We start from the raw sequence: 19,506 nt of genomic DNA, 5'->3' as shown, positions 1-19,506 counted from the left end.
GGTGTCAGGAGGGCTACCCGCAGACCATGTCCCCTCGATATCGCAACGGTTCCAATCAGGCGGGGACGGTCATCGCGATCGTCGCGGACATCATGGCCGTCATCCTCGGTCTCTGGATCCTGTTCTACCTACTGGACGCGAACCGCGCCAACGACCTGGTGCAGTTCATCCACGACGCGGCAACCTGGCTGGCCGGTTGGTCGCGCGACCTGTTCACGTTCGACGAGGCGTGGGCGCGCGTCGTGGCGGGCTACGGCCTCGCGGCCGTCGTCTACCTCTTCGTCGGCCACGCCATCGCCAACCGGATGCACCGCCACTGAGGGCCGGTGGGCCCGGAGTGCTGTGCTACTCGCAGCAGTCCGGGTTCAGGCCCGTCGGGAGGCGTTCGCCGCTGAAGACCGCGCAGGTGGGCTCGTCGCCGCCGAGAGCGGCGACGGCGAGGAGCAGGGAACCGGCGGTCCAGGTGGTGAGTTCCTCGGGCCAGATCGCCTGGTCCTCGAAGACGAAACCCGTCCAGTACAGGCCGGTCCTCGCATCGCGCAGGTGCTGGATGGACTGGAGGATCTCCAGGGCCCGGTCGGACTCGCCCACCGCCCAGAGGGCGAGGGCGAGTTCGGCGGACTCGCCGCCGGTCACCCACGGGTTGGGGACCACGCAGCGGACCCCGAACCCGGGGACCACGAAGCGGTCCCAGCCCTCCTCTATGCGGGACTTGGCCTCGGCGCCGGTCAACGCGCCCCCGAGCACCGGGTAGTACCAGTCCATCGAGTAGCGGTCCTTGTCGAGGAACCGCTCCGGGTGCCGGCGGATCGCATGGCGCAGCGCGCCGACCGCCAACTCCCAGTCGGGCTGCACCTCTTCACGCTGCTCGGCGATGGCGAGCGCACAGCGCAGCGCGTGGTGGATGGACGAACTGCCGGTCAGCAGCGCGTCGTTCACCGCCGTACCGTCGTCCTCGCGCTTCCAGCCGATCTCGCCGCCCGGCTGCTGCAGCCGCAGCACGAACTCCACGGCCGCGTACACGGCGGGCCACATCCGGTCCAGGAACGTGTCGTCGCCGGTCGCGAGGTAGTGGTGCCAGACGCCGACCGCGATGTACGCGACGAAGTTCGTCTCGCGGCCGCGGTCCGTGACGTCGGCGAAGTCGCCGTCCGCGTACGCCGCGTACCAGGAACCGTCCTCGTTCTGGTGCCGCGCCAGCCACTCGTAGGCCCGCTCGGCGGCGGCGTGCTCGCCCGCCGCGTCGAGCGCCATCGCGGCCTCGGTGTGGTCCCAGGGGTCGAGGTGGTGTCCGCGGAACCACGGGATGGCGCCGTCCGGGCGCTGCACCGCGAGGATGCCGCGCACCGTGGCGCCGGCCTGCTCCGCGGTGAGGACCCCGGGCAGCACGAGGTGCTCTGTGCGGGGGGTGGTCACGAAGCGTCCGCCGCGAGGTCGGAGGGCAGGTGCGGCTTGGTCGCGTACGCCACGAAGCTCTTGCCGATCAGCGGGTTCAGCGCCTGCTCGGCGACCCTCGTCGCGAGGGGTTTCTTCATGATGTCCCAGACCAGGAGCTTGTGGTACGCCCGCACGGGCAGCGCCTTGTCGTTGTCGACGCCGAACGCGCACTTCAGCCACCAGTACGGGGAGTGCAGCGCGTGGGCGTGATGCGTGCCGTACGGCTTGAGGCCCGCCTCACGGATCTTGCCGAGCAGCTCGTCCGCCTTGTAGATGCGGATGTGGCCGCCCTCGACCTCGTGGTAGGCGTCCGAGAGCGTCCAGCAGACCTTCTCGGGGCCGTAGCGCGGGACGGTGATCGCGATGCGGCCGCCGGGCCGGAGCACCCGGACCATCTCGGCGAGGACGCCCTTGTCGTCGGGGATGTGCTCCATGACCTCGGAGATGATCACGACGTCGAAGGACTCGTCGGGGAAGGGCAGCGCGAGGGCGTCGCCCTCCATGGCCGTGGCGGTGGCCCCGGCCGGCGCCTCGCCCGCCTCCTTCATCGCCGCGAACCACTTGGCGACCTCGCGGATCTCCTCCCCGTTCTGGTCGAGCGCCACGACCTGGGCACCGCGCCGGTAGCACTCGAACGCGTGCCGACCGGCACCGCAGCCGAGGTCCAGGACGCGGTCGCCCGGGGCGAGCGGGAACCGGGAGAAGTCGACGGTCAGCACGTGGCCCTGCTTTCGCGATAGACGCTTGTGGCGGCCGCGGGGCGGCCGGGGTTGTGGACTGCGGAGCTGTCGGGGCCCGCCTCGGAGGGGCTCTCGGGTCCGGAGCGGCCTGCGGGTCCGGAGCGGCCTGCGGGTCCGGAGCGGCTCGGGGGCGCGGGGCGGCTCGGGGGTCCGCCCGCGGCGCGGGCCATCGCTTCGCGGTAGTGGGCCACCGTGCCCTCGGCCGCCTTGGCCCAGGTGAAGCGGGCGAGCACCCGCTTGCGCCCGGCGGTGCCGAGTCGCGCGCGCAGCCCGGGGTCGCCGAGGAGCCGGCTCAGCGCGGCGGCCAGGGCGCCGGCGTCGCCCGGCGGTACGGCGAGGCAGGTCTCCCCGTCGGGGCCCGCGACCTCCGGGATCGCCCCGCCGGTGGTGGCCACGAGCGGCGTGCCGGTGGCCATCGCCTCGGCGGCGGGGAGGGAGAAGCCCTCGTACAGGGACGGCACGCAGGCGACCTCGGCCGAGCGCACCAGGTCGACGAGCTCGGCGTCGGAGATCCCCTTGACGAACTCGACGGCGCCTTCGAGGCCGTAGCGCTCTATGGCCTGGGCGACCGGCCCGTCCTCGGCGCGCTTGCCGACGACGACGAGGTGTGCGCCGGGGTGTTCGGTGCGCACCTTCGCGAGCGCCTCGACGAGGAAGACGAGCCCCTTGAGCGGCACGTCGGCGCTGGAGGTGGTGACGATCCTGCCCGGAATCTGCGGGACGGCCGGATCGGGCGAGAAAAGGTCGGTGTCGGCGCCGATGTGCACGACGTGGATGCGTTCGTCGCGTACGCCGAGATGCTCGACGATCTCCTGGCGGGAGGTGCCGGAGACGGTGAGCACGGAGGGCAGCCGGCGCGCGACGCGCTTCTGCATACGGGTGAAGGAGTACCAGCGCCGTTTGGACCACCGCTGGCCCCAGCCCTGCGCGGCGTCCAGCTCCAACTGCCGGTCCACGGTTATGGGATGGTGAATGGTGGTGACCAGCGGCGCGCCGACGTCGCCCAACAGGCCGTAGCCGAGCGTCTGGTTGTCGTGCACGACGTCGAACTCGCCGCGGCGGGCGCGCAGATGGCGGCGGGCGCGCAGCGAGAAGGTCAGCGGCTCGGGGAAGCCGCCGGTCCACATCGTGCCGACTTCGAGGGCGTCGATCCAGTCCCGGTACTCCTCGCGCTTCGGGGTGCGAAAGGGGTCGGACTGGCGGTACAGGTCGAGGCTGGGCAGTTCGGTGAGGGAGAGCCCGGGCAGGCCTTCGCCCTCGTCGAGGACGGGGTACGGCTGGGAGCCGATGACCTCGACGCGGTGGCCGAGGCGGACGAGTTCGCGTGAGAGGTGCCGTATGTAGACGCCCTGACCGCCGCAGAAGGGGTCGCCTCGGTAAGTGAGGAGCGCGATGTCGAGCGGTCGCTCGCCGTCGGCGGCGGAGTCCTCCCGAGGACCCGCCTCTCTGGCCTCAGCGGTCACTCCGGGCCCCTCTCTCCCTGCGTTTTCCCGCGAGATTACGCCGGGACGGTAATCTAGAACAAGTTTCAGACTTGATCGTCCAAGAGGCTCTGAATCTACCGGCAGGTAGGACCACTGTGAGCGGTGGATCAGGTGATTCACGCCACGGCCGACACCCTGTCATGCTGTCTGATCGCCCGCCTCACCGAGTGCCACGGAACGGGACCCATGCCTGCGGAAGTCAAGGTGGAAGTAAGCGCCGGCCCCAGTGCCGCGCGCCCTGCCTCGCCGCCCCTCACGGAGCGGCAGGAGGCGCGCCGCCGGCGCATCCTGCACGCGAGCGCCCAACTGGCCAGCAGGGGCGGCTTCGACGCGGTGCAGATGCGCGAGGTCGCGGAGTCCTCGCAGGTCGCGCTCGGCACGCTCTACCGCTACTTCCCCTCGAAGGTGCACCTGCTGGTCGCCACCATGCAGGACCAGCTGGAGCACATGCACGGCACCCTGCGCAAGAAGCCGCCGACGGGCGACACGGCGGCGGAGCGCGTCGCCGAGACCCTGATGCGGGCCTTCCGCGCCCTGCAGCGCGAGCCGCACCTCGCCGACGCCATGGTCCGCGCGCTCACGTTCGCGGACCGCAGCGTCAGCCCCGAGGTCGACCAGGTCTCCCGCCAGACGACGGTGATCATCCTGGACGCGATGGGGCTGGCCGACCCCACCCCCGCCCAGCTCTCCGCGGTCCGCGTCATCGAGCACACCTGGCACTCGGCCCTCATCACCTGGCTCTCCGGCCGCGCCTCCATCGCCCAGGTCAAGATCGACATCGAAACGGTCTGCCGGTTGATCGACCTGACGGACCCGTCCGCCGAGGGCACGTCCCGTGGCTGAGGCCCCGGACGCCGAGACCGCCTGGCGGTGGCTCCTGGAGCGCAGACCGGGCACCCGGGGCTACTACGGCGGCGAGGAGCTGTTCGCCATCGCCGCGGCCGCCCACGCCGAGCCGCGCCTGCGCGTCCTGTACCCCTTCCCGAGCCACGGCACGCTGAAGTTGCTGCGCAGCGGCCCTCCGTTCGACGGGACACACCGGGACGACCTGCCGTACGTCATCTGCGACGGACCGCCGTACAAGGTGAGCGCGATCCACCGCGGCCCCCTGGGGGAGGCCGCGACACCTCGCGAAGCGGCGGCGCTGGTGGTGGCCCACCTGCCCCCGGACATGTGATCGCACACGAACGACCCACAAGACGGGTTCCCTTCGCCGGCATGGTCCGTTCTCAAGACTCATCCGGCGGGAACACCGGCTCCCCGCTCCCCAGCAGCGTGATCACGATCGCCTCCACCGGACAGCCCTCCGCCGCCTCCAGGACCTTTTCGTGGGCGTCGGTGTCCGGGGCGACGGGGTGGGACTGCATGCCGGAGTCGAGGCGGAAGGACTCCGGTGCGAGGTGGACGCACTGAGCCGAGCCGATGCAGAGGGAGCGGTCGACGTCCACGTGCCAGCGGTCGCCCATGGCCGCTCAGCCCTCCCAGCCGGCCGGCAGGTGGATCATCTTGTGCTCCAGGAACTCGCCGTAGCCCTCGGGGCCGAACTCCCGGCCCAGGCCCGAGTTCTTGTAGCCGCCGAAGGGGCCGAGCATGTCGAGGCTGAAGGTGTTGACGGAGTACGTGCCGGTGCGGACCTGCCGGGCGACGTCGATGCCGTGCGCGACGTCCGCGGTCCAGACGCTGCCGCTGAGGCCGTAGTCGGAGTCGTTGGCGATCTTCACGGCCTCGGTCTCGTCGCCGTAGGGCAGCAGGCAGATGACCGGGCCGAAGATCTCCTCGCGGGCGATCCGCATGGAGTTGTCGACGTCACCGAAGAGGGTCGGTTCGACGTACCAGCCGCGGTCCAGGCCGGGCGGACGGCCGCCGCCCGTGAGGATCTTGGCGCCCTCCTCCTGGCCGATGCGTATGTAGTCGAGGTTGCGCTGCTGCTGGCGCCTGGCGACCAGCGGGCCGACCTGGGTGGCCGGGTCGAGGGGGTCGCCGACCACGAGCGCACTCGCCGCCGTGGCGAAGGCGTCCGCGAACTCGTCGTAGCGCGAGCGCGGGAGAAGGATGCGGGTCTGGGCGACACACGCCTGGCCGTTGTTCATCCAGGCCGCCGAGACGATCCCGGGGACCGCCGTGGCGAGGTCCGCGTCGGGCAGCACCACGGCCGCCGACTTTCCGCCCAACTCCAGTGTCACGCGCGTGAGGTTGCGGGAGGCGACCTCCATCACGCGCTTGCCGGCCGCGACCGATCCGGTGAAGGAGACCTTGTCGACGTCCGGGTGCCCGACCAGGTACTCGCTGACCTCGCGGTCCGCCGGGAGGATCGACAGCACGCCCTCCGGCAGCCCGGCCTCGCGGGTGATCTCGGCGAGGATGTACGCGTCCAGGGGCGACTCGGGCGAGGGCTTGAGCACCACCGTGCAGCCGGTCAGCAGCGCGGGTGCGAGCTTGGCCGCGGCCACGAACTGCGGGACGTTCCAGGGGACTACGGCCGCGACCACACCCACCGGCTCCCGGCGCACCAGGATCTTCCCGAGGACTCCGTCGCGCGTCTGCTCGTAGGTGTAGTCCCGCGCGACCGTGATCGCCGCGTCCCACACCATCATCGCGCCGAGCGCCTGGGCGAGGACGCTCCAGGAGTACGGCGACCCGTTCTCGGAGGAGATGACGCGGGCGATCTCCTCGTGGCGTACGGCGATCGCGTCCTTGATCCGGGTGACGACCGCGATCCGCTCGTCGAGGGTCATCCGCGGCCAGGGGCCCTCGTCGAACGCCTTGCGGGCGGCGGCTACCGCACGGTCCACGTCGCCCGTCGAGGCGTGCGGCACCCGCCCGATGACCTCCTCGGTGTGCGGCGAGATCACCTCGATGACGTCCTTGCCGAGGGGGTCCGCCAACTCCCCGCCGATGAACAGCTGTCCGTGTTCCACGAGCTCGGTCATGGCGACTGCCTCCCGGGGGCCGTTCTCCGGCCATCTGCGGCCTTCTCTGACGATCCATCAGATACGAAGCTTGATACCAGCTCCGGCCCACGGAGTCCACGGGTGGGACGGGGCCCGGAAGGTCGTCTTGGGCTACTGTCGAAACCTGTTCTAGTTAGAGTGGCCGGAAGGCACGGCCGGACGACGGCGATTGGGGAGCCCATGACTCAGGTGTCCGATCACGGCGGGGACGTACGGTCCCTGCGGGTCCCCATCCCGGACAATCCCCTCGGCTTCACCCTCGTGTACGTCGTCGACACCGACCGGGGTCCGGTACTGATCGACACCGGCTGGGACGACCCGGCGTCCTGGGACGCCCTCGTCGAGGGGCTCACCGCATGCGGGACGTCCGTCGCCGAGATCCACGGGGTCGTCATCACCCACCACCACCCCGACCACCACGGGCTGTCGGCCAAGGTGCGGGACGCCTCCGGCGCGTGGATCGCGATGCACGCCGCCGACATCGCCATCGTGCGGCGCACCCGGGAGAACCGGCCCGAGCGCTGGTTCGCCTACATGGCGGCCAAACTGGCCGCGGCCGGCGCGCCCGAGGAGCACGTGGCGCCGCTGCGCAGCGCCCGGGACCGCCCGCGCGCCCTTCCCGGCTTCTCCCCCGCGCTCCCCGACCGCGAGATCGTCCCCGGCGAACTCCTCGCGCTGCCGGGCCGCCGGCTGCGCGCGATCTGGACTCCCGGCCACACGCCCGGCCACGTCTGCCTCCACCTGGAGGAGGCCCATCCGGCCCGGCTCGCGGGCAACGGGCGCCTGTTCTCCGGCGACCACCTCCTGCCGCGGATCACTCCGCACATCGGCCTCTACGAGGACCCGGACGACACCACGGTCACCGACCCCCTCGGCGACTATCTCGACTCCCTGGAGCGCGTCGGCCGCCTCGGCCCCGCCGAAGTCCTTCCCGCACACCAGCACGCGTTCACGGACGCGCCCGCGCGTGTACGGGAGTTGCTCGCCCACCACGAGGAACGGCTCACCGGGCTGCTGGGCCTGCTCGCCGAGCCGCTCACCGCCTGGCAGCTCGCCGAGCGCATGGAGTGGAACCGGCCCTGGGACCAAATTCCCTACGGATCAAGGAACATCGCGGTGTCCGAGGCCGAGGCCCATGTGCGGCGGCTGGTCAAGCTGGGGCGGGCGGAGGCGGTGACGGGGAGCGATCCGGTGACGTACGTGGCCGTGTGAGGGACTACGGGGCCGTGCGTCCCCGCGGCCCTCGCGTCACCGGCCGCTCGCCGCGTAGTGCAGCCCCTCCTCGTACGGCATCGCGAGGCCCTCGACGTACGCCTTCTCGTAGGCCTCGTCGCCGATCTCCGCACGGACGCGGAGTTCATGGATGCGGCGGCCGGCGATCAGGTCGGGAGAGTTCATCTGGGCGCGTCCGGTGAGTTCCCAGACGCACTGGCCGATGCCGAGGAGGCGGGCCGCTCGGTGGCCGTCACCGGCCGCGACGACCGCGCCGGCGAGGACCTCCAGGGACAACGCCACCCCCACGGTGTTGTGCAGCAGCCCGTGCCCGGCGAGAGCGGTACGGGCGTTGCGCACGGCAGCGCCGACGTCGCCGCGGGCCAGGTCGGCCTGCGCCACGAAGCAGTCGGCGAAGGCACCCGCCCAGCACTCGCCGTGATCCGCGCTGGACTGCCGCACCTCGTCGGCGACGGTGCGCGCCTCGTCGTGGTCACCGCGCAGCAGATACGCGAAGGAGAGCGCGAGACGCACCTGAAGCTGGGCGGCTCCGAGCCCGTCGTCCCGGACCGGCAGCCTGGGTGCCGCGCCGAGCACCTCGATCGCCTCGGACAGCCGCCCGCTCAGGGCGAGTTGACCGCCCGTGATGTACGTGGCGGCCACCACGGCCACCGCGTCGCCCTGCTCCTTCGCCGCGTCCGCGCACCGCACCGCCCAGCCGACCGCGACGTCCAGGTCACCCTGGAGCAGTGCCACCGCGCCCCGCGCCCACAGCGCGCGGGTGCGGTCGGGGCCGGGGGCCGGGTCGGCGGCGAGCGCCAGGTCGAGGCAGTGCTGGGCGTCGCGCAGATAGCCGCAGTGGCGCCACAGGAAGCCGACGTCGGCCGCCATTTCCAGGGTGGTGGGAGCGCCGGGCCGGGTGAGCGCGCAGTCCATGGCGGCGCGGAGGTTGGCGTTCTCGGTGAGCGTGCGCTCGCACCACGCCACCTGGCGTCCGGTGTTCCACTCGGCGCAGCCCTCGCGGGCGAGACGCCGGTAGTAGTCGCGATGGCGCAGCCGCACGGCGTGTTCCTCGCCGAGCGCGCGCAGCCAGTCGGCGCCGAACTCCCGTACGGTGTCGAGGAGTCGGAAGCGGCCCGGCTCGGTGCGGTGGCGCAGCACGATCGACTGCTCGACGAGGCGTGCGAGCAGGCCCTCGATCCGCGTCGCCGGCAGCGGGCCCCCCGCGCAGACCTCCTCGGCGGCGTCCGGGCAGAAGCCGCCCGCGAACACCGAGAGCCTGGCCCACAGCAACCGCTCCAGCGGCGCGCACAGTTCGTGGCTCCAGCCGATGGTGGTCCGCAGGGTGCGGTGGCGCGCCGGCCCCGGCTCGTCGTGCGTGTCGAGGTCGTCCGAGGTGAGCAGGTCGAGCGGAGAGGGCAGGCGTTCGCCGAGGCGGGCGTGCAGCTGGGCGAGGGAGAGTTCGCAGAGGCGGGCCGCGGCGAGTTCGAGGGCGAGCGGGATGCCGTCGAGGCGGCGGCAGACGGCCTTCACGGTGTCGCGGTTGCCGTCGTCCAGGACGAAGCCGGGGGCCGCGGCGGCGGCACGGTCGGTGAATAGGGCCACGGCGTCGTCGGCGACCGGCAGCGGGTCGAGGCGCAGCACCCACTCGCCCGGCAGCCCGAGCGGTTCGCGGCTCGTGACGAGGATGCGCAGTCCGGGAAGGATCGGCAGCAGCGTCTCGGCCAGCGCCACGCAGTCCGCCAGGACGTGCTCGCAGGAGTCGAGAATCAGCAACAGCCGTTTGCCCTCGGCCCATTCGGCCAGCACCTCGGCGACCGCTCGCGTCGACTGGTCGGCGAGCCGCAGCGCCTCGACGACGGCCAGGCCGACCAGGCCCGCCGTGTGCAGCGGGGAGAGCTCCACCAGCCAGACGCCGTCGGGGTACGCGTCCCGGACCCGGCCCGCGGCCCGCAGCGCGAGCCGCGTCTTGCCGACCCCGCCGGCCCCGACCAGCCCCACCAACCGGTGGACACCCGAGCCCGGGTCCAACTCCTTGTCCAGCCAGTCGAGTTCGTCCCGTCGCCCGATGAAGCTGCGCGGGTCGGCGGGCAGGTTGCCGGGGTTGCCCGGTCGGCCACCGGTCGTCTTGTCGGACACAGGGACCAGTGTGGTCGGATCGCCCCCACCCGATGCCCAAGTCCCGCAACTCGGACACAAAGGCGGCGCGACCTCGTCATTTCCGGGCACATTTCGATGAGATGCGATCAACACGCTGTTGGTGAAGGTGCGGAGGGAAATAGTCGGCGATCGTCGGGAGATGGCCGAAAGGGATCAGGGGCAGGGGATGACCGCCATGAACAGGGGCGGCAGAAGCGGGAAGGGCGTGGCGGTCGCCAAGCGCAGAAGTGCGGGGACGGGAACGGGTGCGGGGACGAGCACCGGTGCGGGACCGGGCCCGGGCGGCAGCGGGGCGGGTCGCGCGGAGCGTCGTACGGACCCCGCTTCCACCGCCCCGGCGGCCGGACGGCGCGAAGTGCGACTGCTGCTGGCACCCCTGGCCGCCTGTCTGCTGATCGCCGCGCCCGTGGTTCTGCTCGACTCCGTTCCGCCGCTGGTCATGCTGCTGCTCATCGGCCCGCTGCTGGCCTGCGTGCGGCTCGGAGTGCGGCACACGCTTGTGGTCTGCAGCTGGTCCGCGGCGCTCGGCCTGCTGATGGGCTGGGGTGACGGCACGCTGCTGACCGGGACCTTCGTCGTCGACTGGAGCTGGCTGCTGTTCGGCTGCGCGCTCACCGTGTACACGGCCCGGCAGCGCGACCGCCTCACCCGGACGCTGGCACACGTCCGCGAGGTCGCCCGGGTCACCCAGGAGGTGATCCTGCGGCCCGTCTCCCGCACCCTGGAGGGGACCCGGGTGTGCACCCGCTACTACAGCGCGGTGCGGGAGTCGGCGGTCGGCGGCGACCTCTACGACGTCGCGGTGACGCCGTACGGACTGCGGGTGCTCGTCGGCGACGTACGCGGTCATGGTCTGGAGGCCCTGCGCCTGACCGCCGAGACGATCGCCGGGTTCCGCGAACTCGCCTACACGACACCCGACTTGACGACACTCGTCGACCGCCTCGACGCACGACTGGGCCCCGACCTGGGCCCCGAGGACTTCGTCACGGCGCTGCTCGCCGAGTTCGCGCCCGGTGAGGTGCGGCTGGTCAACTGCGGCCACCCGGCACCCCTGCGCGCCGGCCACCGCATCGAGCTGCTCGAACCCTCCTGCTCCACAACGCCGTTGGGACTCTCCCCCGACCCGCGGCAGTACCGCGTACGCCTCCAGCCCGGCGACCGCCTCCTCCTCTACACCGACGGGCTGACCGAGGCCCGAGACCCGACGGGCGCGCCCTTCCCGCTCCTGGGCGAGGCCGCGCTCGCCCTGCGCGAACCGCTCCCCGAGGACGCCCTGCACTCCCTCTACGCCCGACTGGTCGCCCACACCGGCGCCTCCCCCGCCGACGACGTGGCCCTGGTGCTGTGCCAGCCCACGGACCGCAGGGCCGCGGCGCACGCACAGGTTCCGTGACACCGCACCGCTCGAAGCTGGTCGAAGTGAACCTCACCGGCGCCGTACCGATGATTCCGTGTGTCCGCGGAAGTCACCCCTGTGACCGCATCGCCCGAAAGCCGGAAGGTGGACCGATGAGCAGCCTGCACGACCTCCTCACCACATACGTCGACAAGGGCACGGTGCCGGGAGCGGTGGGCCTGGTGGCCCGCGGCGACCGGGTCGAGGTGCGGGCCGTCGGGTCCGTGGACGTCGACGGCACCGCCCCGATGGCCAGGGACACGATCTTCCGCATCGCCTCGATCACCAAACCGGTCACCGCGGCGGCGGTCATGATGCTGGTCGACGAGGGCCGGATCGCGCTGGAGGACCCGGTCGACGCGTGGCTGCCGGAACTGGCGAAGCCGATGGCCGTACGGACGCCGACGAGCCCGGTCGACGACCTGGTCCCGGCCACCCGGCCGATCACCGTGTCCGACCTGCTCTCCTCCCGTACCGGCTGGGGCTTCCCGTCCGACTTCTCGCTCCCGGCGGTCCAGCGGCTCTTCACCGTGCAGAAGGACGGCCGCGAGCCGCAGGCCTACCCGCCGCCGGACGCCTGGCTGACCGACCTGGCCCGCGTCCCGCTGCTCCACCAGCCCGGCGAGGCCTGGCTGTACGGCACCTCGTCCGACCTCCAGGGCATCCTGGTCAGCAGGGTCGCGGACCGTCCGCTCCCGGAGTTCCTGGCCGAGCGGATCTTCGAGCCGCTGGGCATGAACGACACGGATTTCGAGGTACCGGCCGCCAAGCGCCACCGTTTCACCAGCGCCTACCGGCCCGCCCCCGGCGGCGGCCTCGAACTGGCCGACACCCCCGACGGACAGTGGACCGCCGTGCCCGCCTTCCCCTCCGGAGGCGGCGGCCTCGTCTCGACCGCCGACGACTGGCTGGCCTTCGCCCGGCTCCTGCTCGCCGAGGGCACCACGGGCGACCGGCGCCTGCTGTCCGCCGCCGCGGTGCGCCGGATGACCACCGACCACCTCACCCCGGCCCAGCGCGAGATCGGCTCCCTCTTCCTGGAAGGCCAGGGCTGGGGCTACGGCGCCGCCGTCGACATCGAGCCCACCAACCCCTGGAACGTGCCGGGCCGTTACGGCTGGACCGGCGGCACCGGAACGACGGGCCACATCATCCCGTCCACGAACACGGTCACCCTCCTGCTCACCCAGGTGGCCATGGAGAGCCCGACACCCCCGCCCGTGATGCGCGACTTCTGGCGCTGCACGGCAGACCCGCAGGCCTAGGCCCCCTGGACGAGCAAGGTACGGATCAGCTCCTCGGCCGCGCCCAGGGCCTCGACCTCGGCCGGGCTCATGGTGGGGTTGGCCGCCCTCCGCCGCCGCGCCTGGACGAGACCCTCCTCCGTCATCGCGGAGGGGGCCTGCTCGTCGGTGAGCAGCGCCGTCAGGACGGACCGCGCCATCGCCGCCCGGGACTCGAAGCCGGTGAGTCCGCCGACGGCGACCTGGGCCACGATCACGGCGGACATGCCCCAGTCGAGGCCGGGCGGCCCCTCCTCGGCGGTGTTCCAGTCGATGACCTTCGGACCGTCGGAGGTGAGGATCACGTTCTCCGGGTGCAGGTCCAGGTGCAGTACGCGGACCTCGGGGTCCTGGCCGACCCGGGCCGGCACGGCGTGCAGGTCGCGCAGGAGTCGGGCGAGAAGGGAGCCGGCCTCGCGCGGGCCGAGCCGGCCGGCCGCGAAGGCCTCCAGCATCGTCGGCCCGGACAGCCGCTCCATCACCAGGTCCGACCGCGTCGCCGCCCGCACCCGCGGCACGGGATAGCCGTGACCGCGTACATGCTCCATGACCTCGGCCTCGGCGGCCGCGTCCCCGTACTCGCCCCGGTAGCGGCGCAGCACCCACGCCTCGTCGTCCCCGGACGCCAACTCGCCCTCGTACTCGTACACATCGGCCGTACGCCCCGAGCCGAGCAGCCGTCCCGTGCTTCCTGTGCTCCCCGTTCCCATGGCCCGAACCTACCGAGACGCACAGGCGGCCCTCAGCCGGTTGTGTACGGGCCGGTAGAGTGAGCGCGTCGTCATCACGCCCGTACGGGGGGAAGCCGGTGCAATTCCGGCGCTGACCCCGCAACCGTCATCCGCCCGCACCGCGGTCGGTGAGCCGGACTGCCCCGCACGGGACGTGACCGGCTCGCGCCACCGGCAGCCCGCCGGTGGCCGGCACCGTCGAGGCATACGGAGCCGGAGCCGCCCGGGGTGTCCCGTGCTGCCCGGCTCCTCGCATGCCGAAGGGGCCCGCCGACCAGCACAGAGAGGCACCCGCCGATCATGAATGTCCGCCGCACCGCCGCGGTCCTGGCCGCCACCGCCGTGATCGCCGCGGCGTGCGCGCCCGCCGCCCTCGCCGACGACAAGTCCCCGTCGGCGGCGCCCTCGCAGGCGATCCCGTCCGGCCTGTACGGGTCCACCGACCCCAGCTACGACGGTGTCTGGCGGCAGTCGCTGGCCCTGCTCGCCCAGCACACCGTGGGCGAGAAGCCCGCCGCCAAGGCCGTGGACTGGCTGACCGGGCAGCAGTGCGAGAGCGGGGCCTTCGCCGCCTACCGCGCCGACGCGAGCGCCAAGTGCGATGCCAAGACGATGGTCGACACGAACAGCACGGCCGCCGCGGTGCAGGCCCTGGAGGCGCTGGGCGGCCACGACTCCGTGACCGGCGCGGCCGTGAAGTGGCTGAAGTCCGTGCAGAACAAGGACGGCGGCTGGGGCTACACCCCGGGCGGCGCGAGCGACGCGAACTCGACGGCCGTGGTGATCGGCGCGCTGACCGCCGGCGGCACCCACCCGAAGGAGGTCCCGTCGAAGGACGACAAGACGCCCTACGACGCCCTCCTCACCTTCTCCCTCCCCTGTGACGGGGACGGCGGCGGCGCCTTCGCCTACCAGCCCGACAAGAAGGGCGGGCTCGCGGCGAACGCCGACGCGACGGCAGCCGCGGTGACCGGCGCGCTCGGCAAGGGCTTCGCCGGCAACGACGTGAAGCCGGCCGGCGACCCGGCGTGCAAGAGCGGCGACAGCCTCGACGCCGCGCAGGCCGCCGGCAACGGCGCCGCGTACCTCACCGGAGTGCTGGCCAAGGACAAGTACCTCAAGTCCGCCCTGGCAGGCGCCGAGGACCAGCCCGACTACGGCAACACGGCGGACGCGGTGGTCGCACTGTCGACCGCGGGCCACGGGGACAAGGCCGCCGACGCGCTGCGCTGGCTGGAGAAGAACTCCGGCGCCTGGGCGGCCAAGTCCGGCCCGGCCGCGTACGCCCAGCTGATCTTCGCCGCGAAGGCCGGCGGCGTCGACCCGCGCGCCTTCGGCGGTGCCGACCTCGTCAAGCAGTTGAACGCGACCGGCCCGGCGACCGAGGTCTCCGACCACTCCGCGGCCCCGAGCGCCGAGCAGGACGACAAGAAGGACGACGGCAGCGGGCTCGGTGTCTGGTGGATCGTCGGCGTCGGTCTGGTCGCCGGCATCGGCGTCGGCTTCCTGTTCAGCGGTCGCAACAAGAAGCAGCGACTGTGACCCGCCGTCGGACGCCCGCACCGGTCCTGCCCGTCCTGCTGGGTCTGCTGCTCCTCGTCGTCGGCGCGGGGCAGGCCCAGGCCGTCGGCTACCGCTACTGGTCGTTCTGGGACCTGACCGGCGGCACGTGGACGTACGCGACGCAGGGCCCGTCGACCGCGCGGCCGTCCGACGGCGACGTCCAGGGCTTCCGCTTCTCGGTGAGCGAGGACTCCCAGGACTCCGCGAAGCCGCGCGGCACCGCCCGCTTCGCCTCGATCTGCGCCAGGACCCCGGCGCGGGACGGCGAGAAGCGGGTCGCCCTCGTCCTCGACTTCGGCACCACCGCCGACGCACCGAACGGCGAGACGCCGCCCCGGCCACGTACGGCCTGCGCCCGTGTCCCGTCCGACGCGACGTCCGCGGACGCCCTCGCCGCGGTCGCCAAACCCCTCCGCTACGACAGCAACGCCCTCCTGTGCGCCATCGCGGGCTACCCGCGGACGGGCTGCGGCGAACAGGTCTCGTCCCACGACAACACCAAGGCCTCCGCAGCGGAGACCGCGACGCCCCAGCCGCACTCCTCCTCCCCGGCCCACCACGGTCCGTCGGCCGGCCTGCTGGCGGGCCTGGCCGCCGTGGCCGCCCTGGGCGTGGCGGCGGTCTGGCAGGCACGGCGCCGCAGGGGCTGAGCGATGACGACGGGCGAGAGCGGGTCGGTGGTCCGCGCCGCGGGCGAGCGTCCCGCACGGCGACGGGTGTTGCCCGTGGCGCCGAGGGCGTCCCGGTCCAACGCCCTGCACCCGGGCGCCTGGTGGATCTGGGCCCTGGGGCTGGGCACCGCCGCGTCCCGCACCACGAACCCGCTTCTGCTGGGCCTGCTGGTGGGCGTGGCCGGTTACGTGGTGGCGGCACGCCGCACCGAGGCTCCCTGGGCCCGTTCCTACGGCGCCTTCGTCAAGCTCGCTCTCGCGGTCCTCGGCATCCGCCTGGCCTTCGCCGTGTTCCTCGGCTCCCCCATCCCCGGCACGCACGTACTGCTCACGCTGCCCGAAGTCCCGCTCCCCCACTGGGCGCAGGGCATCCGGATCGGCGGCCGGGTGACGGCGGAGGGCTTGGTCTTCGCGCTGTACGACGGGCTGAAGCTGGCGGCGCTGCTGATCTGCGTGGGCGCGGCGAACGCGCTCGCGAACCCGGCGCGGCTGCTGAAGTCTCTGCCGGGAGCGCTGTACGAAGCGGGAGTCGCGGTGGTCGTCGCCATGACCTTCGCGCCGAACCTGATCGCGGACGTACAGCGGATGCGCGCCGCGCGCCGGCTGCGCGGGCGCCCCGACAAGGGGCTGCGCGGGCTGGTGCACGTCGGACTGCCGGTCCTGGAGGGCGCGTTGGAGCGTTCGGTCGCGCTGGCGGCCGCGATGGACGCGCGGGGCTACGGCCGCACCGCCGAGGTACCCGCCGCCGTCCGCCGGACGACCACGGTCCTCACGCTGGGCGGTCTGCTCGGCGTGTGCGCGGGAACGTACGGGCTGCTGACCGCCGAGGGCGGGAGTTACGGGCTGCCCGTGCTGCTCGCCGGGCTGACCGCGGCGCTCGGCGGGCTGTGGCTGGGCGGCCGCCGCTCGCTGCGCACGCGCTACCGGCCGGACGCATGGGGTACCCGGGCGTGGCTCGTCGCGGGCAGCGGGGTCGCGGTGGCGGCGCTGCTGATCGCCTCGGCCGCGTACGACCCGGCGGCGCTGACCCCGGGCGTCGTACCCCTGACGGCGCCCCGACTGCCCCTGTGGCCCGCGGCGTCGATCCTGCTCGGCCTGCTTCCCGCGTTCGTCGCGCCCGCTCCCCCGATCCCCGAGGAACCTTCATGATCCGCTTCGAGGATGTCTCCGTGACGTACGACGGGGCGGCCCGACCGAGCGTCCAGGGCGTGGACTTCGCGGTGCCGGAGGGTGAACTCGTGCTGCTCGTCGGCCCGTCGGGGGTCGGCAAGTCGACGGTGCTGGGCGCGGTGAGCGGACTCGTCCCGCACTTCACGGGCGGCACCCTGCGCGGCCGGGTCACGGTCGCGGGCCGTGACACGCGCACGCACAAGCCGCGCGAACTCGCCGACGTGGTGGGCACGGTGGGCCAGGACCCGCTGTCCCACTTCGTGACGGACACCGTGGAGGACGAACTCGCCTACGGCATGGAGTCGTTGGGGCTCGCCCCCGACGTGATGCGCCGCCGTGTCGAGGAGACGCTCGACCTGCTGGGCCTCGCGGACCTGCGCGACCGCCCCATCGCCACCCTCTCCGGGGGCCAGCAGCAGCGCGTGGCGATCGGCTCGGTGCTCACTCCGCACCCCCGGGTCCTCGTCCTCGACGAGCCGACGTCCGCCCTGGACCCGGCGGCGGCCGAGGAGGTCCTCGCCGTCCTGCAGCGCCTGGTCCATGACCTCGGCACGACCGTCCTGATGGCGGAGCACCGCCTGGAACGCGTCGTCCAGTACGCCGACCAGGTCGTCCTGCTCGCCGCGCCGGGCGCCGCCCCGCTGCTCGGCACCCCGTCCGAGGTGATGGCCGTCTCCCCCGTCCGCCCACCGGTGGTGGACCTCGGCCGCCTCGCCGGCTGGTCACCGCTCCCCCTGACCGTGCGCGACGCGCGGCGCAGGGCGGGGTCCCTGCGGGAGCGACTGGCCGGGGTGACAGCCGGGGCTGCCGCGAACGCCGCCACGCGCGGCATGGGCACGGGCCCGGCCTCACCCGGCCACGCCGTCGACGGCAGCACGGTCGACGGCAGCACGGTCGACGGCAGCACGGCGGCCCGGCGCGCGATCGCACCGGGCCACGACGACCCGGCCTCGGCGGACATGCCGCCCCGCCCCCGCCTGTTCCGGCTGCTCCGCGGGCGCACCTCCCACCCACCGGCAGCCCCGGCGCCGGTGGTCGCCGTGGCGTCCCTCGCCGTGCGCCGCGGTCGTGTCGAGGCGCTGCGCCGCGTCGATCTCGACGTCCGGCCCGGCGAGACCCTCGCGCTGATGGGCCGCAACGGCGCCGGGAAGTCCACGCTGCTCGGGGCGCTCGTCGGGCTGGTCGAACCGGCCGCAGGAAGCGTGCGGGTCGGCGGCGCGGTTCCGCACCGGACGGCGCCGCGGGACCTCGTACGCCGCGTGGGCCTCGTACCGCAGGAGCCGCGCGATCTGCTGTACGCCGACACGGTCACCGCCGAGTGCCGGGCGGCCGACGTCGACGCGGGCGCCGAGCCGGGCACCTGTCGGGCGCTGGTCTCGGAGCTGCTCCCCGGCATCCACGACGACACCCATCCCCGCGACCTCTCCGAGGGCCAGCGGCTGGCGCTGGCGCTGGCCCTCGTCCTGACGGCCCGGCCCCCGCTGCTGCTGCTCGACGAACCGACCCGCGGTCTGGACTACGCGGCGAAGGCCCGGCTGGTGGCCGTGCTGCGGGGGCTTGCCGCCGAGGGGCACGCCATCGTGCTGGCCACGCACGATGTGGAACTCGCCGCCGAGCTGGCGCACCGGGTGGTGATCCTCGCGGACGGCGAGGTGGTCGCCGACGGCCCGACCGCCGAGGTCGTCGTCGCGTCGCCGTCCTTCGCCCCGCAGGTCACGAAGGTGCTGGCGCCCCAGCAGTGGCTGACGGTCGCACAGGTCCGCGCCGCGCTGCCCGCGAGCGAGCCGGGAGCCGGACATGAGTGACGCCACCCGTTCGCCCCTGCCGAAGCCGCCCGGCGCGCAGGTCCGTGCCGTGCGGCTCGGCCCCCGTTCCGTCGCCGCCCTGGTCCTGGTCAGCGCCGTCGGGGTCGCCGGGATCGCCTGGCCGCTGTTCGCGGGGCCGGGTTCGCAGGTCAGCGCGCACGCACAGGACGCGCCCTGGCTGTTCGCGGGGTTGCTGGTGCTGCTGGTCGGGGTCGTGGCGGCGACGATCTCCGAGTCGGGGCTCGGGCCGAAGGCCGTGGCCATGCTGGGTGTGCTCGCCGCGACCGGGGCCGCGCTCAGGCCGCTCGGGGCCGGGACGGCCGGGATCGAGCCGATGTTCTTCCTGATGGTGCTGAGCGGGCGGGTGCTGGGACCCGGGTTCGGGTTCGTGCTCGGGTCGGTGACGATGTTCGCGTCCGCGCTGCTCACCGGCGGGGTCGGGCCGTGGATGCCGTTCCAGATGCTGTCCATGGGCTGGTTCACGATGGGCGCCGGGCTGCTGCCGGGCCCGGACCGGCTGCGCGGGCGCGGCGAGCTGGTGATGCTCGCCGGGTACGGATTCCTCGCGGCGTTCGGGTACGGCACCGTCATGAACCTGGAGGGCTGGCCCTTCATGGGCGCGCTGGCCTCGAACGTCGCCTTCGACCCGCAGGACACGGTCCCGGCGAACCTGGCGCGCTTCGTCGCGTACTGCCTGACGACCTCGCTCGGCTGGGACCTGGGCCGGGCCGTCGTCACCGTCGTGCTGACGCTCACGCTCGGGGCGACCCTCCTCAAGGCGCTGCGACGGGCCACGCGGCGGGCGGCTTTCGAGACGCCGGTCACGTTCGAACCCCGCTGAGCAGGGCGGCCCCGGAGACGCCGGTCACGTTCGAACCCCGCTGAGGACGGCGGCCCCCG

General features: G+C 73.2%; 18 protein-coding genes and 1 riboswitch. Of the genes, 11 read left to right on the top strand and 7 right to left on the bottom strand.

Going from position 1 to position 19,506, the window contains the following annotated elements; translation table 11 throughout:
- Positions 1 to 26: 26 nt before the first annotated feature.
- Positions 27 to 320, top strand: a complete 294-nt coding sequence (locus ACN6LB_RS25785) for a hypothetical protein (RefSeq protein WP_356148761.1) — start codon at positions 27 to 29, stop codon at positions 318 to 320.
- Positions 321 to 345: 25 nt separating this feature from the next.
- On the opposite strand, the gene ACN6LB_RS25780 is transcribed toward ACN6LB_RS25785, so the two are convergent.
- From ACN6LB_RS25780 to ACN6LB_RS25770, 3 genes are read right to left on the bottom strand one after another with little or no spacing between them, the layout of a single operon-like run.
- Positions 346 to 1,416: a prenyltransferase/squalene oxidase repeat-containing protein gene (locus tag ACN6LB_RS25780; protein ID WP_445027995.1), complete on the bottom strand. Its 1,071-nt coding sequence runs from the start codon at positions 1,414 to 1,416 to the stop codon at positions 346 to 348.
- Positions 1,413 to 2,156: a class I SAM-dependent methyltransferase gene (locus tag ACN6LB_RS25775; protein WP_356143049.1), complete on the bottom strand. Its 744-nt coding sequence runs from the start codon at positions 2,154 to 2,156 to the stop codon at positions 1,413 to 1,415. Before ACN6LB_RS25775 ends, ACN6LB_RS25780 begins: the two co-directional genes overlap by 4 nt.
- The gene (locus ACN6LB_RS25770; protein WP_445027994.1) at positions 2,150 to 3,640 is read right to left on the bottom strand and encodes a glycosyltransferase family 4 protein; all 1,491 of its coding nucleotides are present in this window, start codon (positions 3,638 to 3,640) and stop codon (positions 2,150 to 2,152) included. Before ACN6LB_RS25770 ends, ACN6LB_RS25775 begins: the two co-directional genes overlap by 7 nt.
- Before the next feature lie 207 nt (positions 3,641 to 3,847).
- Here ACN6LB_RS25770 and ACN6LB_RS25765 point away from each other — a divergent pair, with 207 nt between their 5' ends.
- Both ACN6LB_RS25765 and ACN6LB_RS25760 read left to right on the top strand, forming a co-directional pair.
- Positions 3,848 to 4,504, top strand: coding sequence for a TetR family transcriptional regulator (locus tag ACN6LB_RS25765; RefSeq protein ID WP_445027993.1), 657 nt, complete (start codon positions 3,848 to 3,850; stop codon positions 4,502 to 4,504).
- Complete coding sequence (locus ACN6LB_RS25760) at positions 4,497 to 4,838, top strand: DUF6193 family natural product biosynthesis protein (protein WP_445027992.1); 342 nt, start codon at positions 4,497 to 4,499, stop codon at positions 4,836 to 4,838. The genes ACN6LB_RS25765 and ACN6LB_RS25760 overlap by 8 nt, the downstream gene beginning before the upstream one ends.
- Before the next feature lie 52 nt (positions 4,839 to 4,890).
- On the opposite strand, the gene ACN6LB_RS25755 is transcribed toward ACN6LB_RS25760, so the two are convergent.
- Together ACN6LB_RS25755 and ACN6LB_RS25750 are read right to left on the bottom strand one after the other, a co-directional pair.
- Entirely contained in the window at positions 4,891 to 5,127 is a 237-nt protein-coding gene (locus tag ACN6LB_RS25755) for a ferredoxin (RefSeq protein WP_356143041.1), read from the bottom strand.
- Positions 5,128 to 5,133: 6 nt separating this feature from the next.
- A complete protein-coding gene (locus tag ACN6LB_RS25750; protein WP_445027991.1) occupies positions 5,134 to 6,591 on the bottom strand; it encodes an aldehyde dehydrogenase in 1,458 nt (485 codons plus the stop codon).
- Positions 6,592 to 6,792: 201 nt separating this feature from the next.
- On the opposite strand from ACN6LB_RS25750, the gene ACN6LB_RS25745 reads away from it, so the two are divergent.
- Positions 6,793 to 7,824, top strand: a complete 1,032-nt coding sequence (locus tag ACN6LB_RS25745; RefSeq protein WP_445027990.1) for an MBL fold metallo-hydrolase — start codon at positions 6,793 to 6,795, stop codon at positions 7,822 to 7,824.
- Positions 7,825 to 7,860: 36 nt separating this feature from the next.
- Here the strand turns inward: ACN6LB_RS25745 and ACN6LB_RS25740 are convergent, their stop codons facing one another.
- Entirely contained in the window at positions 7,861 to 9,963 is a 2,103-nt protein-coding gene (locus ACN6LB_RS25740; protein ID WP_445027989.1) for an ATP-binding protein, read from the bottom strand.
- 187 nt (positions 9,964 to 10,150) lie between these two features.
- On the opposite strand from ACN6LB_RS25740, the gene ACN6LB_RS25735 reads away from it, so the two are divergent.
- Together ACN6LB_RS25735 and ACN6LB_RS25730 are read left to right on the top strand one after the other, a co-directional pair.
- Positions 10,151 to 11,380, top strand: a complete 1,230-nt coding sequence (locus ACN6LB_RS25735; protein ID WP_445027988.1) for a PP2C family protein-serine/threonine phosphatase — start codon at positions 10,151 to 10,153, stop codon at positions 11,378 to 11,380.
- A gap of 116 nt (positions 11,381 to 11,496) precedes the next feature.
- Positions 11,497 to 12,648, top strand: coding sequence for a serine hydrolase domain-containing protein (locus ACN6LB_RS25730; protein WP_445027987.1), 1,152 nt, complete (start codon positions 11,497 to 11,499; stop codon positions 12,646 to 12,648).
- On the opposite strand, the gene ACN6LB_RS25725 is transcribed toward ACN6LB_RS25730, so the two are convergent.
- Positions 12,645 to 13,376 (bottom strand): phosphotransferase, encoded by a 732-nt coding sequence (locus ACN6LB_RS25725; protein WP_445027986.1) that lies wholly within the window; start codon positions 13,374 to 13,376, stop codon positions 12,645 to 12,647. The genes ACN6LB_RS25730 and ACN6LB_RS25725 overlap by 4 nt on opposite strands.
- Positions 13,377 to 13,465: 89 nt before the next feature.
- Positions 13,466 to 13,557: riboswitch (cobalamin riboswitch) on the top strand.
- Positions 13,558 to 13,697: 140 nt separating this feature from the next.
- Here ACN6LB_RS25725 and ACN6LB_RS25720 point away from each other — a divergent pair.
- Genes ACN6LB_RS25720 through ACN6LB_RS25700 form a run of 5 tightly spaced genes read left to right on the top strand, consistent with a single transcriptional unit; the run spans position 13,698 to position 19,447 of the window.
- Positions 13,698 to 14,939 (top strand): prenyltransferase/squalene oxidase repeat-containing protein, encoded by a 1,242-nt coding sequence (locus ACN6LB_RS25720; RefSeq protein ID WP_445027985.1) that lies wholly within the window; start codon positions 13,698 to 13,700, stop codon positions 14,937 to 14,939.
- Positions 14,940 to 14,965: 26 nt separating this feature from the next.
- The gene (locus ACN6LB_RS25715; RefSeq protein ID WP_445028032.1) at positions 14,966 to 15,610 is read left to right on the top strand and encodes an SCO2322 family protein; all 645 of its coding nucleotides are present in this window, start codon (positions 14,966 to 14,968) and stop codon (positions 15,608 to 15,610) included.
- 3 nt (positions 15,611 to 15,613) lie between these two features.
- Entirely contained in the window at positions 15,614 to 16,780 is a 1,167-nt protein-coding gene (locus ACN6LB_RS25710) for an energy-coupling factor transporter transmembrane component T (RefSeq protein WP_445027984.1), read from the top strand.
- On the top strand, positions 16,777 to 18,606 hold the full coding sequence (locus ACN6LB_RS25705; protein WP_445027983.1) for an ABC transporter ATP-binding protein: 1,830 nt from the start codon (positions 16,777 to 16,779) through the stop codon (positions 18,604 to 18,606). The genes ACN6LB_RS25710 and ACN6LB_RS25705 overlap by 4 nt, the downstream gene beginning before the upstream one ends.
- The gene (locus ACN6LB_RS25700; RefSeq protein ID WP_445027982.1) at positions 18,599 to 19,447 is read left to right on the top strand and encodes an ECF transporter S component; all 849 of its coding nucleotides are present in this window, start codon (positions 18,599 to 18,601) and stop codon (positions 19,445 to 19,447) included. Before ACN6LB_RS25705 ends, ACN6LB_RS25700 begins: the two co-directional genes overlap by 8 nt.
- Positions 19,448 to 19,506 lie beyond the last annotated feature (59 nt).

It is taken from the genome of Streptomyces sp. SAS_270, from assembly GCF_052543295.1.
This window is presented reverse-complemented; position numbering and strand designations above follow the sequence as displayed.

Coding starts and splice junctions, on each gene's coding strand:
- ACN6LB_RS25730 (WP_445027987.1), top strand. CDS start 11,497: ATGAGCAGCCTGCACGACCTCCTCACCACATACGTCGACAAGGGCACG.
- ACN6LB_RS25755 (WP_356143041.1), bottom strand. CDS start 5,127: ATGGGCGACCGCTGGCACGTGGACGTCGACCGCTCCCTCTGCATCGGC.
- ACN6LB_RS25785 (WP_356148761.1), top strand. CDS start 27: ATGTCCCCTCGATATCGCAACGGTTCCAATCAGGCGGGGACGGTCATC.
- ACN6LB_RS25725 (WP_445027986.1), bottom strand. CDS start 13,376: ATGGGAACGGGGAGCACAGGAAGCACGGGACGGCTGCTCGGCTCGGGG.
- ACN6LB_RS25705 (WP_445027983.1), top strand. CDS start 16,777: ATGATCCGCTTCGAGGATGTCTCCGTGACGTACGACGGGGCGGCCCGA.
- ACN6LB_RS25700 (WP_445027982.1), top strand. CDS start 18,599: ATGAGTGACGCCACCCGTTCGCCCCTGCCGAAGCCGCCCGGCGCGCAG.
- ACN6LB_RS25745 (WP_445027990.1), top strand. CDS start 6,793: ATGACTCAGGTGTCCGATCACGGCGGGGACGTACGGTCCCTGCGGGTC.
- ACN6LB_RS25710 (WP_445027984.1), top strand. CDS start 15,614: ATGACGACGGGCGAGAGCGGGTCGGTGGTCCGCGCCGCGGGCGAGCGT.
- ACN6LB_RS25735 (WP_445027988.1), top strand. CDS start 10,151: ATGACCGCCATGAACAGGGGCGGCAGAAGCGGGAAGGGCGTGGCGGTC.
- ACN6LB_RS25765 (WP_445027993.1), top strand. CDS start 3,848: ATGCCTGCGGAAGTCAAGGTGGAAGTAAGCGCCGGCCCCAGTGCCGCG.
- ACN6LB_RS25750 (WP_445027991.1), bottom strand. CDS start 6,591: ATGACCGAGCTCGTGGAACACGGACAGCTGTTCATCGGCGGGGAGTTG.
- ACN6LB_RS25720 (WP_445027985.1), top strand. CDS start 13,698: ATGAATGTCCGCCGCACCGCCGCGGTCCTGGCCGCCACCGCCGTGATC.